Origin of the sequence: Paenibacillus sp. NEAU-GSW1 (genome assembly GCF_009737085.1) — a bacterium.
In the GTDB taxonomy this organism is placed as follows: domain Bacteria; phylum Bacillota; class Bacilli; order Paenibacillales; family Paenibacillaceae; genus Pristimantibacillus.
The window spans coordinates 39,854-52,798 of the sequence record NZ_WOVL01000007.1 but is presented as its reverse complement, the minus strand read 5'-3'; the positions used below and the strand labels follow the sequence as shown (position 1 = coordinate 52,798).

Annotated in this window: 13 protein-coding genes; 5 read left to right on the top strand and 8 right to left on the bottom strand. The window is 48.9% G+C overall.

Annotation, left to right across the window (positions count from 1 at the left end; all coding sequences use genetic code 11):
• The first annotated feature begins 258 nt into the window (after nucleotides 1–258).
• On the top strand, nucleotides 259–612 hold the full coding sequence (locus GOM71_RS06690; protein WP_156279088.1) for a helix-turn-helix domain-containing protein: 354 nt from the start codon (nucleotides 259–261) through the stop codon (nucleotides 610–612).
• Entirely contained in the window at nucleotides 561–920 is a 360-nt protein-coding gene (locus tag GOM71_RS24855; protein WP_156279086.1) for an IS3 family transposase, read from the top strand. Before GOM71_RS06690 ends, GOM71_RS24855 begins: the two co-directional genes overlap by 52 nt.
• 103 nt (nucleotides 921–1,023) lie before the next feature.
• Here GOM71_RS24855 and GOM71_RS06680 read toward each other — a convergent pair whose 3' ends face one another.
• The 4 genes from GOM71_RS06680 to GOM71_RS24340 form a co-directional block, all read right to left on the bottom strand.
• Nucleotides 1,024–1,476, bottom strand: a complete 453-nt coding sequence (locus GOM71_RS06680; RefSeq protein ID WP_156279084.1) for a SitI3 family protein — start codon at nucleotides 1,474–1,476, stop codon at nucleotides 1,024–1,026.
• A gap of 9 nt (nucleotides 1,477–1,485) precedes the next feature.
• Nucleotides 1,486–2,319, bottom strand: coding sequence for a CdiA C-terminal domain-containing protein (locus GOM71_RS24850; protein ID WP_156279082.1), 834 nt, complete (start codon nucleotides 2,317–2,319; stop codon nucleotides 1,486–1,488).
• 62 nt (nucleotides 2,320–2,381) lie between these two features.
• Nucleotides 2,382–2,735, bottom strand: a complete 354-nt coding sequence (locus GOM71_RS06670) for a hypothetical protein (protein ID WP_156279080.1) — start codon at nucleotides 2,733–2,735, stop codon at nucleotides 2,382–2,384.
• Between the two features lie 11 nt (nucleotides 2,736–2,746).
• Nucleotides 2,747–6,475 carry a hypothetical protein gene (locus tag GOM71_RS24340; protein WP_253944730.1) on the bottom strand — a complete coding sequence of 1,243 codons (3,729 nt, stop codon included), beginning with the start codon at nucleotides 6,473–6,475 and terminating at the stop codon, nucleotides 2,747–2,749.
• Between the two features lie 22 nt (nucleotides 6,476–6,497).
• Here GOM71_RS24340 and GOM71_RS23770 point away from each other — a divergent pair, with 22 nt between their 5' ends.
• Nucleotides 6,498–6,641 (top strand): hypothetical protein, encoded by a 144-nt coding sequence (locus GOM71_RS23770; protein ID WP_173275302.1) that lies wholly within the window; start codon nucleotides 6,498–6,500, stop codon nucleotides 6,639–6,641.
• Between the two features lie 303 nt (nucleotides 6,642–6,944).
• Here GOM71_RS23770 and GOM71_RS06660 read toward each other — a convergent pair whose 3' ends face one another.
• The 4 genes from GOM71_RS06660 to msrB all read right to left on the bottom strand — a co-directional run bounded on the left by GOM71_RS06660 (nucleotide 6,945) and on the right by msrB (nucleotide 10,866).
• A complete protein-coding gene (locus GOM71_RS06660) occupies nucleotides 6,945–8,567 on the bottom strand; it encodes an MDR family MFS transporter (protein WP_156279078.1) in 1,623 nt (540 codons plus the stop codon).
• Between the two features lie 69 nt (nucleotides 8,568–8,636).
• Nucleotides 8,637–9,065, bottom strand: coding sequence for a MarR family winged helix-turn-helix transcriptional regulator (locus GOM71_RS06655; protein ID WP_156279076.1), 429 nt, complete (start codon nucleotides 9,063–9,065; stop codon nucleotides 8,637–8,639).
• A gap of 227 nt (nucleotides 9,066–9,292) precedes the next feature.
• Nucleotides 9,293–9,865: a nitroreductase family protein gene (locus GOM71_RS06650; RefSeq protein WP_156279074.1), complete on the bottom strand. Its 573-nt coding sequence runs from the start codon at nucleotides 9,863–9,865 to the stop codon at nucleotides 9,293–9,295.
• Between the two features lie 44 nt (nucleotides 9,866–9,909).
• Nucleotides 9,910–10,866 (bottom strand): peptide-methionine (R)-S-oxide reductase MsrB, encoded by a 957-nt coding sequence (gene msrB / locus GOM71_RS06645; protein ID WP_156279072.1) that lies wholly within the window; start codon nucleotides 10,864–10,866, stop codon nucleotides 9,910–9,912.
• Between the two features lie 470 nt (nucleotides 10,867–11,336).
• On the opposite strand from msrB, the gene GOM71_RS06640 reads away from it, so the two are divergent.
• Nucleotides 11,337–11,771: a hypothetical protein gene (locus GOM71_RS06640; RefSeq protein WP_156279067.1), complete on the top strand. Its 435-nt coding sequence runs from the start codon at nucleotides 11,337–11,339 to the stop codon at nucleotides 11,769–11,771.
• Nucleotides 11,768–12,847 carry a phosphodiester glycosidase family protein gene (locus GOM71_RS06635; RefSeq protein ID WP_156279065.1) on the top strand — a complete coding sequence of 360 codons (1,080 nt, stop codon included), beginning with the start codon at nucleotides 11,768–11,770 and terminating at the stop codon, nucleotides 12,845–12,847. The genes GOM71_RS06640 and GOM71_RS06635 overlap by 4 nt, the downstream gene beginning before the upstream one ends.
• Nucleotides 12,848–12,945: the final 98 nt, after the last annotated feature.

Below are 12,945 nucleotides of genomic sequence, written 5' to 3'. Positions count from 1 at the left end.
AGACGATCTAACTGGTGCAGCTGCGGCGGGGTTTAAGGTACATTTGTACATTAGATTACTGTTTGGCTGGCCTTTTGAGCGTTATTTGGCACCATAACGATTTTGGTGTCTGTTAAAGTATTGGAACAAACAAAAAAAAGGCCAAATGGCCTTTTTTTTGTTGGAACTGACCCCATAACGTGAGACAAATCAAAACACCTTTAAGAGAATCCATAAACATCGTAAGATGTGGAGGACAACTTTGGAGGTGTTTTTGCGTTGGCAACAAGAGTGAGCTATCCGTTAGAAGTTAAGATGAAAGCAGTTGAATTGCGGCTGAAGGGTGTATCTGTGAGGGAGGTTATGGATCAACTCAACATCCGTAATAAGTCACAAGTGGAAACCTGGATGCGCTGGTATCGTAACGGTGAGTTGCATCGTCTTGAGCAGCCCGTTGGTAAACAATACAGCTACGGTAAAGGACCTGAGTATATATCTGAGGTTGAGAAATTACAGGCAGAGAACCGTTTCCTTAAACAACAGATCGATGTTCTAAAAAAGTACAAAGAGATGGAGAGGAGTTGTCGCCAGAAGTCGTCATCCCATGGATCGAATCTATTCGAGGAGAGTTAAGTATTCAGGATGCCTGTGCATTATTGGGGCTCCCACGTTCCACGTATTATCGCTGGAAAGCTACCTACGAAGCATCAAACATTGATCATATAACCGAGACTATACGGCAACTCTGCATCGAGCACAAATACCGATATGGATACCGGAAAGTCACTGCCTTACTTCGCGTTGATCAAGTCATTAACCATAAGCGTGTGCAACGCATTATGCAGCGTGAGGGATTACAGTGTCGCGTACGAGTGAAGAAACGCAAACCAACAGGGCAACCCTCTCTATACGGTATTACATGGCGTATAGCGTTTTATTAGTAGAATAATGGGTTCACTCCGTACTGGGTAGCCCCCATTAAGAAAGCTTGAAAGGCATGAAGTCAATTTGATTACTTATAAACAGGAATGGCTCCTTTATTCATTAAAAGGTTGAATAGACTCTGTCACCGATTATTTGAAGTCGCCGTTCAATGTCCCAAAATCCAAATTCGTTGTTAATTAATAGGTTAACTCCGTCCCAGTAAAATACAACTGAATCATTTAATAAAAATAATGCCTTACTTACACCTTTAAGAATACCAAGTGCTATTTCTAAGATTTCTGAACCTGCTTGTACTAAATCACTGTTTTTATCCAAACGGAATCCTATTGATTGAATATACGGGTACTCTTCCCTTAATAGTTCTGATTCCCACCCGAAAGGCATATCTGAAGTATCTGTAATTGAGATTGTAAAATCCGGGGTTTCAATTTTTCTACCCTTCGGAATATCTGCGATGCTTCCAGCAGAAATATCATATTTCTGAAGTAATGATTTAAAGTTCGTTTCAAACGTTACCTCTTGCTGAAGCAACAAAGAATAATGTAATGACATATATACCTCCTACTTAAGAATTAAATTAAATACTGAATCGTCTTTCGTAATAACAATTACCTCTTTCAATCCATCCATAGGGTAGTCAGAAAACTGTTTTTTCAAGTCTTCGATATTGCCTGACCAATCCTTCAAGTTTAATACAATCCTATCGGTCTGTCCTGCATCGACCTTACCCACTTTAATATTAGACCAAATACTTCTAACAGATGTATTTTTACTTGGAGCATAACAATCAAATATTTTGCCCTCGATTAAGTAATCAGGTTTTTTATTTGTAGTCGGCATGACAGGGTTTTGAGTAATGTCGTAACCACGTTTTGCTAAAATCTCAGCTGATTCGTTTTCCCTTTCAAGTGAACGTATTGTCTCTGCATCGTTTTTTGGGTTTATCTTTGTTTTCGTTCCTGCTGGTACAGCATAGGGGGATGGAGTCTTGCTTGGCTTGGTTATATCAAAATCCCCCTTCCCCTTAACAACCCGATCCTGCAACTCCCCCCGCTTTACCGGAGCATTCAAAAGCGCATCCTCCACGCCTTTCATCAGCTTAGGAAGCTTCGAAGCGATCTTCACAGCCGCTCCGACTCCCAGCGTGACTGCTGCGGCTACCACTTGGACTGCTTTCGCCAGGTTCTTCCCAAACTCCTGCGCTTCCTCGTAACTTACATTGCCTTCCCATCCTTTTTTATAATTCTTCTTGATGTACTCGAACGGCTCGACAAACTCTTTCCGCACCTGATCCTTCAAGCTCCCGAACAGATCCTTTATCGTAATTTCGCCCGTCCAAATTCCTTTCGCAAGTTTTCCGTCCAGAACGAGCCGTTTAACGGACTCAGCAGTCACCTACCCCACCAAAAATAAACCTTGAAAGGCTCAATGCCTATCAAGGTTTACCATAGTGATACTTATTCCTTACTAACTGTGATTGATTTACATAGCACCTCAACAGTAATTGGGGGAGCAATAACCTTACAGTTTAATAAACCTCTCCCGTCTTGAACAAAATCTGAAATTTCAATATCTTGGATAAAATAAGGTATTTGTGACAGTTGCATCTCCTTAAGCGGTTTTTCTCTATCTTCTACACTAGTAGAAAAAAGTACTCTTGAACATCCTGAAAATAATATTTCGACGTTTCCATCTGAATCTTCAAAAACTAAAATAACGTCATCTACAAAATTTGTTGTATCTAATTTTAAGACACGTGCATCCCAATAATGAAGACTCTCCAACTTCTCTTGAATCTGTTGTGCTTTCAACAATCTCTACCTCATTTCTTGATTGGGATATGGGCATCCGGGCTTTTCCTATCAACGATGTTTAAATTTATATCCAAAGAATTTCCATTCTCATCGTAGAGATGGACATGGTCATATTTAGTAACCTTATCCGGTGGGTCAATTCTCATACGAATATTTCCATTTGCATCTTTTACATGGACGAAACCGTTATTTTCAGTATACTTCCAATCTGCAGGTAAACTATCAAGAATCTCTTTTTTAGTCATGTTGGGGATGTTAGTTGAATTAATCTGACCTGCAAAATTACCCTTCCCCCCAACAACCCGATCCTGCAACTCCCCCCGCTTCACCGGAGCATTCAGAAGCGCATCCTCCACGCCTTTCATCAGCTTAGGAAGCTTCGAAGCGATCTTCACAGCCGCTCCGACTCCCAGCGTGACTGCTGCGGCTACCACTTGGATTGCTTTCGCTAGGTTCTTCCCGAACTCCTGCGACTCCTCGTAACTTACATTGCCTTCCCATACTTTTTTATAATTCTTCTTGATGTACTCGAACGGCTCGACAAACTCTTTCCGCACCTGATCCTTCAAACTGCCGAACAGATCCTTTATCGTAATTTCGCCCGTCCAAATTCCTTTTGTCAAATTCTTAAGCTCCGGCAAGGTTTCTTTCCAGAACGTGCCGCTTAACGGACTCAGCATACCCGTCGTATGCAGCAACTCCATCCCGTCATTTGCCAGCTGCGTCACGATCCCGTCTCCGACTCCGAAGTACTTCACGGCCTTCCTTGTCTCTTCTATCCGCGTCTTCACTGCGTTTTCCCGGCCCAACCCAACGTCGCTGACCGCAAAGTTGATCAGATCCTTCGTCATATATCCATTGCGGCCCAAATACGAGTCCTGCTTCTCCCATATCGCCGCCCGCGCATCGCTCTTCAATAGCTCCTGATAAGCATATACCGCAACATAAGTCTCTTTATTATACTGCCCGCTCACCGCTCCCTCATATATTTTCATATCCTTCAGCGCTTTCTGCAACGCACTGATTTCTTTGCTTGTGAAGTTATCGTTTGCTTGCTGAATCGCAAACTCCATCGCCATATTCAAGTTTTCTGCTTCCGAGCGGTTCAGCCACTGCACCTGATTCAGATCCGGCACCAGCTCGTAAATCTTCAGCGTCGCTCCTTCCGATTGCCGCGACATCCCGTAGCCCCAGTACGCCTGCGCCTTCGCGCGATTACCCGATTGAATCGCCTCTAAAATCCCGTCGCGATCCTCCAGCACCTTCCTATTCGCCGCATCCATCGCAAACGTCGGCAGCTTGAGGTCCGACGGAATCTTCGAATTCACCTGATGCAGCACGCTGCCGATGCTCGCTCGCGCCTTCTCCTCCGCTTCCGCATACGCTGCCGTATCGGCTAGTCCTCGCGCTTTGTTATGCCATTGCCCCGCTTTTGCAATATAAAGCTGTTCCAACGTCTGATTCAGCTTCGTCCCGTCCGCCAGACGAGGGATCTCAAACGATATATTCAGCGACGTCATATGTGCCCGCGTCAAGCTATCAGCCTGATTCAACCGACTCTTCCACGCTTCGCGCTTGCCCGCCAGCTCCTGCTCCTGTGCGCTATGTCCCTTTCCGGTCCACTCCAGCAGGTTCAACTCGATCCCGTCCCTGTACAAGCGATCAAACGCCGTGTCGAGCGAGGCCCCAAGTGTCGAATACTTATTCGCCGCCGCGCTTTGCAGCGCCTTCTCCGCCTGCTCTATTTGCGTGGTGGACAAGTTTGCAGCCGCTTGCCAATAATCTCGCTTAGCGCTCAGAATCGTTAAATTGACCCGGTCCAGTTCGCGAATTTCCGCACTGTTCAAATCCGCCAGCAGATTGTTGCGGACTGCCGTTTTCGCCTTCGCTAATCGCCCGCCTTCGTCGCTGCGCAGCGCAAGCAGATTATCCCATTCTTTCTCTTTAATATATACCATCAGTTGATTGACGTCGTTCTGCGCTACCGCGTTCGAACGGCGAATCGTCACATCGCTGCCAGACTCTTCGCTCAGTTGTTGCATCGTCCGGATATAATGAATAGCTGTATCTGAATCGCCCGCCTTAATCGCCTGATTCATTTTTTCACGATACCGCAAAAACAAATCGTTGTCCGCGTCGGTTTGGCTTGACTTCAGCAGGCCTTCCATCGTTTTGTTCGCCGCAACCAGCTTCGACCACTCTTCTTCTCGAGCTTTCGCAACCGCCGAATTATACTGATCTTCAGCCGACCAGTACGCATTTCGCAGCTGCACCAGCTGCTCGTTTACATCATCCAGCTTTGTCCTTTTAAAAATCTCACCCAGTCCGCTGCCGTTCAGCTGTTTATAGCTGTTCTTCAGCTTCCCGTTGATCCAGGCCATCCCGTTGCTCGGCTGACTAAGCTCCTTTTTGCTCAGCTTCGCATACGCCTCCCACTTGACCTGCGTCTGATAAATCGCCTCGTTCGCTACCTTGTCAAGCTCGTAGCTTCGCGATGAGATTTCCTCAACCATCAAGCTCGAAAAAGCCCCCAGCGACTTTCGATACGCATGCTCTTGCCTTTCGATTTCACTCGCGCCCTTACTGTCATCCGCTGCTTGCTCCCGCCAGTACTGTTTACGAAGGCTGATCAAATGCAAGTTGGCTTGGTCCATCTCATAAGTACGCGTCACACTCAAGCTCGCGCCTTTCGCCGTTGCCCGCTTCATCGCATCCTTGCTGGCGCTCGTGTCGCGCAGGTTCAACAAATCGGTGTAATATTGCTGTTTCGCCTGCAAAAACTGACGGTTTTCCCGATCCAGTGTCTGCAACGCTTCGGTCTGATCGTTAACGTATGCCTTCCCACGCAACTTGTTGGCCTCGTTTTGCGCCTTCAACACACCGTTCTGATCGAGATTTAGCGTCGCTTCCCACCAGCGTTTTTTCGCCTCATACAGCAGTTTCTCATTCTGGAGCTTATCTTTCAGCAACAAACCGTATTTCGCGTCAACCTCTCGGGAACGGTCCGTCTCCATTGCTCCGGCGGCGCGAAGCCGCTCGCCCTCTGCGCTGAACTTGTCCATTAGTTCGGCATTGTCGGCAAGCCGCGCCTTCCACCACTGCTCCTTGACGGAGGTCAGATCATCGTTCAGCTTCTTTTGCTTCGCTTGCGTCAGTTGGTCCTGCAGCGCCTTCAGCTTTTTCGCATATTCCGTATCGAGCCGCGCCGTCTCAACTGTATCGGTCGCGCCGCCCTTGCGCAGGATTTCACCGCGCTCCTCTGCTTCCGCCATGGCCTTCTTGTCCCCAGCCAGCCGCGCTTCCCACCAACTGCGCTTCGCATCCAGCAGCAGCTGGTTTTTATGATCCTGGTCAATCTTCTTCGCTGCTTCCGTCTCAACGGCCCCTTGCGCACGCAGCTGCTCGCCTTGCTGCGCCGCCTTGTCCATGCCCGCCTGGTCGCCCCGCTCAAAAGCGTCCCACCAGTCCGATTTTGCCTGCGACAGCTTCTCGTTTTTTTGCGCCTCGAGCTTCGCATTGTTCTGGCGGTCGAGCTGCTTCGCCTCTATGGTCTCGATCGCGCCCATTTCCCGCAGCTGCTCGCCTTGCTGTGCCGCCGCGTCCATCCCCGCCTGGTCACCTGCAAACTTGGCGCTCCACCAGGCGCTTTTCGCATTTTCCAGCGCTTTGTTCAAATCCTGCTGGTTTGGTCCTGTATAGCTGGCAGAAGATGCTGCCGCTTCAGACGGCTTCGACAACGATTTCGAAGGGGTTGCAGACGTGCTGCCAGATGACGGCTTGGCGAATGTCCCTAAGCTCGTTGTGCTTGTTATCGGAGCACTGGAGCTCGACGAGGACGTCAAGGAAGTCGTATTTTTAATCGCCGAGGCCGTTGGTCTAGCTACTGAATTCACAATATCGTAAAACAATCCATTCCCTCCCCATGAATTTTGGAAATTAATGATAGTAAAAATTATATCATTTTTCCAAATATTTTCATTGAGAGATTTCCACTAACCATGTCATTCAATGTCGAAAAGAGTGTTTTATAGAAGAATTTGCTCTTCTTCTGTACTGTCCTGCCAATGACAGGCCTTTCCTTTCCCCGTCACTGCAGGTGGCAAAAGCAAAAAAACCTCCGTCATTGGCGGTTCCAAATTCACCGACAATAACGGAGGCTTTTTTCGCCTAACTATTTGTATGTCTTCACCGATAGCGCAGCTGCTTTTACTCCCCTTGGCTCGCAAGCTGAGCGCTGGCCGTTTCGCCTTTAGCCGCCTCTTCCGGCGCTTTGTTCGTTGTGCGAAGCGGGATTTCTTTAATGAAGAACGTCAGTATGACAGCAACGACGAGGATCAATGCGCCTGTCAAGAATACCGTCGACAACGAGGAACTTAAAGCGTCGCGCAGCATCTCGATCACTTTAGCGAAGATCGGCTGAATGTCGGCCGGCAAGCTTTCCATCGTGCTTTTCAGAGCCGGCTGGTCGGTCAGCATTTGCGGATTCGCGAACTTTGCGAATTTCTCTTGAATGGCCGGATCAAGCTTCGACAAGTCGGCGCCGTGTCCGGTCTTCGCCAGATCGGTCAAGTTATGCTTCAAGCTGGAAGCAAGAACGGTACCCATTACCGCGATACCGATTGTGCCGCCAAGGTTACGGAACAATTGCATCGTTGCAGTTGCCGCGCCAAGCTCCTTGTGCGGAACGGCGTTCTGGATCGTCAGCGAGAATACCGGCATGCCCAGACCAAGTCCGAAGCCGAAAATAATCATTGCCAGAACAGCCATCCAAATGCTGTTCATAAATACCATGATTAGCATACCCGCAAACATGATCGGCATACCAATCAGCGCAAAACGTTTATACTTGCCTGTTTTGCTGATCATCGAACCGCTGATTGCGCTCGTAATAACCATACCGATCGACATCGGCATCGTTACATAACCGGCATGCGTCGGCGAAACCTCAAGCACGCCCTGCACGAAGAACGACAGGTAGATGAGCGCGCCCATCATGCCGAAGTTCATAATAAAACCAATAACGTTAGAAAGCGTTACGATACCGTTCTTAAACATATAGAGCGGAAGCACGGGGCTTTTTGCATATTTTTCTACAAGCAGAAAAATGACAAGCGATACGATGGTGATGCCGAACAATCCAAGAATTTCGAACGAGCCCCATTCATATTTCGAGCCTGCCCATGTAAAGGCAAGCAGCAATGGCACGATCGTCGTTGTCAGGAACAGCGAGCCGAGGTAGTCGATCGACTCTCCTTTTTTGCGCTCGGTTTTCGGGAACAGCCACATGATCATGACGAAGGCGATAACGCCAAGCGGCAGGAAGATCCAGAACACCCAGTGCCATTCCATATGGTCGATAATGTAACCGCCAAGCGTTGGTCCAATGACACTCGAGAAGCCGAATACAGCAGTCATTAAGCCGGTCCATTTGCCCCGTTCACGCGGAGGGAACAAGTCGCCTACAGCCGTGAATGCGGTAGCCATAATAATACCCGCGCCTACGCCTTGAATACCGCGGTACGTAATAAACTGATAAACGTCGTTCGCTAACCCGGAAAGAAAAGCGCCGATAACGAACAATAAAATACCGCCTAATAAGAACGGCTTCCTCCCGTATATATCGGAAAGCTTGCCGACAAGGACAGTTGCAATGGTGGAGGTCAGCATGTAAATAGTGATCGTCCACGTATAAAGCTCCATCCCGTCCAAAATCGCAATGATGCGCGGCATCGCCGTACTTACAATCGTCTGGTTAATTGCAGCAAAAAACATCGCAACCATTATGGCAATCATAATGGAGAGCTTACGTTTGCTTGATAAGTGTTCCATAGTTGTCTCTTCTCCTTACATTAGTACTTTGAGCAAGCTCCGCTCAAAGTCACTCTTTTTATAATTAAATTATTTCTCTAAATGGACAAGCAACTGGGCAAAAATACGTTTCAGATGCTGGATATCCTCATCCGGCAGCCGATTGAACATCGCCGAAATCGATTCGCTTTGCGATTCGAGCAGCTCTTCGATCATGGTTTTGCCTTGCGGCGAAATTTCTACATAGACCACTCTGCGGTCGTCCGTAGCCCGCTCTCGCGTAACGTAGCCTTCATCGATCAGTTTGTCTACAACGCCCGTTATCGCGCCAGATGTGAGACCCATCAATTCGGCTAATTCCGAAACTTTAAGCTTCTCCTCATTGTGCAGCCGAAACATCAGCTTAAACTGCGTATAGGACAAGTTATGCGGCATTCGTTTCTTCCACTCTTGATTAATCGAACGAAGCAGGCAGCGAAACTGTCCGGAAAAAGTGACCAGCTCGGCGCTTCTGTCCATTATCATCCCTCCTTGCTTCAGCAATAAACCGTCCCTTGATTGTTTTACGTTCCCCACAAATAGTTTAGAACTAAAACAATTAACAGCAAAGTATTTACTACTATATATCTATTTATTAAAGCAGTCAAATGACAAAAAAAGCCTTTCGCAGGGCTGCAGCCGCATCTTGCCAGCTTTTTCCCTTACAAAAGGCTTTTCTCTCGTTTAAGCTCGATATCGCGAATAAATTATCCTTCCAGCCATACCGTTTTCTCGGCTGCAGGCGTACGCTTCCCTTCAGGCGGCGTCATATCCGGGTAACCGAGATAAATAAGGCCGACAAGCTGCTCCTCTGCGTCGAGGCCAAATGTATCCTTCATTAAAGGATGATACATCGGGTCGCCGGAGCGCCAGATCGCGCCAAGTCCATTGGCATGCGCGGCCAGCAGCAAGTTCTGAACCGCTGCATGCGCGGCGGCAACTTCCTCGACCAGCGTGGCCCGCGGGTCATCGGACGGCGAGCACACAGCTGCAATAACGACCGGACTGCGGTACGCTTTCGCGCGTTCCTTCTCCAGACGTTCTTCCAGTGCGGCGCCGATGCCCGTATCGAGCGAGGCCATCGCAACGCGAGCGTACCCTTCGCCGAGCTTTGCCCGGCCGTCGCCGGTCATGACGATAAACTTCCAAGGCTGCGTATTATGGTGGCTTGGCGCCCAGGTCGCCGCTTCAATTATTTTCTCGATCAGATTGCGATCGACCGGATCTTTTTTCAAACGGCCAATCGATCTTCTTGTACGGATTGCTTCCTCGATATTCATCTGAACAAAGTCACTCCCTTATTGAAATAGAAGCATAATAGTAATCAATTAAACCAGCCGGCGTATTCGCCGTAGCCTTCTTTCTCTAGATCGGCCCGCGGAATAAAACGAAGCGATGCGGAGTTGATGCAATATCGCAAGCCGTGAGGACCAGGCCCGTCATTGAACACATGGCCTAAGTGCGAATCGCCCTCTTTGCTCCTCACTTCTGTCCGCACCATGAAGTGGCTCGTATCCGTCAGCTCTTTAATCGCCGTATCTTTCAACGGCTTCGTGAAGCTCGGCCAGCCGCAGCCGGAATCGTACTTCTCGCGGGAGCTGAACAAAGGCTCGCCGGATACGATGTCGACGTACAGCCCCTCTTCTTTGTGGTCCCAGAACTCGCCTGTAAAGGCCCGTTCCGTCGCGCTGTTCTGCGTCACTTCGTATTGCAGCGGGGTCAGGCGCGCTCGAAGCTCTTCCTCGTTTTTGCGAACCGTCCAGTTTTGCTCGATGAACGCATCGCGGCCCGAGCCTTTGCGGTACATTTTGTACCTCAGCTTATTCGTATGGTGGTAGCCTTGATGATAGTCCTCTGCCGGATAAAACGGTTTGGCCGGTTCGATCGCCGTCACAATCGGCTTGTCAAAACGCCCGCTCGCTTGCAGTTCCGCCTTGGAAGCTTCCGCCTCCTGCCGCTGCTCTTCCGAGTAATAGAAAATGACCGGCCGGTACGAGTGGCCGCGATCATGGAATTGCCCGCCGGCATCGGTCGGGTCGGTTTGTCTCCAATAGACGTCGAGAAGCTTTTTATACGAAAAAACAGTCGGATCGAACGTAATATGAACAACCTCAACATGGCCAGTCGTGTCCGAGCAGACTTCCTCATAGGTTGGATTTTCGGTATGACCTCCGCTGTAGCCCGATATGACGGAAACGATGCCCGGCGTCTCTTCGAAAGGCTGAACCATACACCAGAAGCAGCCTCCCGCAAACATTGCTTGTTCCAATTGTTGACTCATCCTTTTGCCCTCCTAAAAAGTTTCGCGGCAGCAAAACTTGCTATAAATTGAATTAATCAAGCTATGGAGCAGAGGAACCGCGAAGAGAAAGATTGAGCTGGAGGAGCGATAGCGTTCGCCTTTGTTTTCGGATTTCAACAGCGCACAGTCTTAAACATTCAAGAAATCTGAAAACAACAGCGACCGGAAGCCAATCTTTCTCGCAGTGGTGACGAACAGTCTCCATTCCAATAATTAGTTCAACTTATATCGTTTTGCTAAACAAAACTTGCTTTTCTTCTTATTATAACGCATCTCACAAATCCCACAAACTAGATGGGAGACCTGAGCCCGAATGTTTGTTACAATGTAGTGACACCCGCAACAATCGCCATCATTCGACCGTTTATTGATTGAGCTTGCGATTCAACTAAATCATGCAGTTCGTTCCCTTCTTCTTTGCCGCAAAACAACTGAAGAGGTGAACGCATATGTCTACTCACGCCCCATTAGAGACGTCGGGCGCTCCGCTGTACGAGAGATCGACGCGCTCGAAAAGGAACAAACGGTATTTCTTCTTATTTGCCATGGTCTGGCTGATGCTCATCATGATCGGCATTGCCGGAGCCAAGCTTTACAGCGATCATATTCAGCGGCAAGTTGCCGCTGACCTCGAACAACAGACTGCGGAACAAATCGCCGCTATGCAGAAGCAGTACGACGAGCGTCTGGCCAAACTGGAGACAAGCTATAAAGAGGAGCTGTCCAGCTTGGAAGGAAAGGTCGACGCGCTGAATGAGCTGCTTACTTTTACCAAAGATAATGCAGACGTCAAAACCGATAATAGCAATAAGCTGTATAGCCAATTAAATGAAGTGAAGAAGAAGCTGAACGAACTGCAAAAAAGTTTGGATGTGCTGAAATGAACAGCGTCCGTTATTTGAACCGGACGTTGCTGCTTGCTTGCACGCCGTTTCTAGGCATGCTGCTGTGGCTGCTGTTTGCTAACATCTCCGTTGTCATGGGAGAAGATGCCTTTCCGAAATATGATGCAGCGGCAATAGAAGATGCTGCTGCGGTGAAGCCCGCCGCTAAAGCGACGGAGGGATTAAGCAGCGCGCAAAAAACGGCTGCGCAGACAAGCAAGTCGATTAAAAAGCAAATCAAGCTCTACAATCAAACAAACGCCGAAATGAAGCAAATCGTCACGAAAGCGAAAGCTCAGGCACAACGCCCGTTCGAGATTTACGACCGAATCATTACGTCAAAGCTTGGTTCGCCGTCAGGAACGGTCAACACGGACAATTTACGGGCGCAGCTTTTCTACATAAAAGCTGATCACTTTAACGCTTATGCGTTAAAGCTTAAGCTGAAATCAAGCGACGCTATGCAAATGGCCCTTGGCAACGGCAAGTACGGCGGAGCGGAGACCACGCTCGCCGCCGTTAAACGGACCGGCGCTTTCGCGGGTGTGAATGCTGGCGGCTTTGCCGACGGCGGGGGAAAGCGTTATCCGCTTAGCACAACGATCGTTGGCGGAAAGTATGTCGGCGGCTTCGAACCGACGTATAACGATTTGTTTTTTGTTGGTCTGAATGAGAGCAATAAGCTGGTCGGAGGGAAGTTTACGAGCCGGCAGCAGCTCGACAGCAAGAACGTCAAGTTTGGCGCATCCTTTGTGCCGGTGTTAGTGAAGAACGGAGCGGCTGCAGCCATTCCGTCGAAGTGGCAGACCAGCCCTGCACGGGCACCGCGCACCGTCATCGCCAATTACAAGGACGACCAGCTGCTCGTTCTCGTCGTCGACGGCCGCAACGAGGGCGGCAGCTCTGGGGCAACGCTGGCCGAGATGCAGCTGCTGCTTCGCCGTTACGGCGCAGTTGACGGCTATAATCTGGATGGCGGCGGTTCCTCGTCGCTCGTATGGAACGGGCGCGTCATCAACAAGCCTTCCGACGGACAGCTTCGAAAGCTGCCCACGAACTTTTTGTTTTTTAAATAATTAGGCTTTGTGAAAGAAGCTCAACGATGCTCCCCCTGATGGGAAATATCGTTGAGCTTTTTTCACGAGCTCCCTAACGGACTGCGGGTCCGATACGA

Excerpts from the sequence above, each read along its gene's own strand:
- GOM71_RS06680 (WP_156279084.1), bottom strand. The coding sequence starts at position 1,476 with ATGTCATTACATTATTCTTTGTTGCTTCAGCAAGAGGTAACGTTTGAA.
- GOM71_RS06635 (WP_156279065.1), top strand. The coding sequence starts at position 11,768 with ATGAACAGCGTCCGTTATTTGAACCGGACGTTGCTGCTTGCTTGCACG.
- GOM71_RS06655 (WP_156279076.1), bottom strand. The coding sequence starts at position 9,065 with ATGGACAGAAGCGCCGAGCTGGTCACTTTTTCCGGACAGTTTCGCTGC.
- GOM71_RS06650 (WP_156279074.1), bottom strand. The coding sequence starts at position 9,865 with ATGAATATCGAGGAAGCAATCCGTACAAGAAGATCGATTGGCCGTTTG.
- GOM71_RS06640 (WP_156279067.1), top strand. The coding sequence starts at position 11,337 with ATGTCTACTCACGCCCCATTAGAGACGTCGGGCGCTCCGCTGTACGAG.
- msrB (WP_156279072.1), bottom strand. The coding sequence starts at position 10,866 with ATGAGTCAACAATTGGAACAAGCAATGTTTGCGGGAGGCTGCTTCTGG.
- GOM71_RS06660 (WP_156279078.1), bottom strand. The coding sequence starts at position 8,567 with ATGGAACACTTATCAAGCAAACGTAAGCTCTCCATTATGATTGCCATA.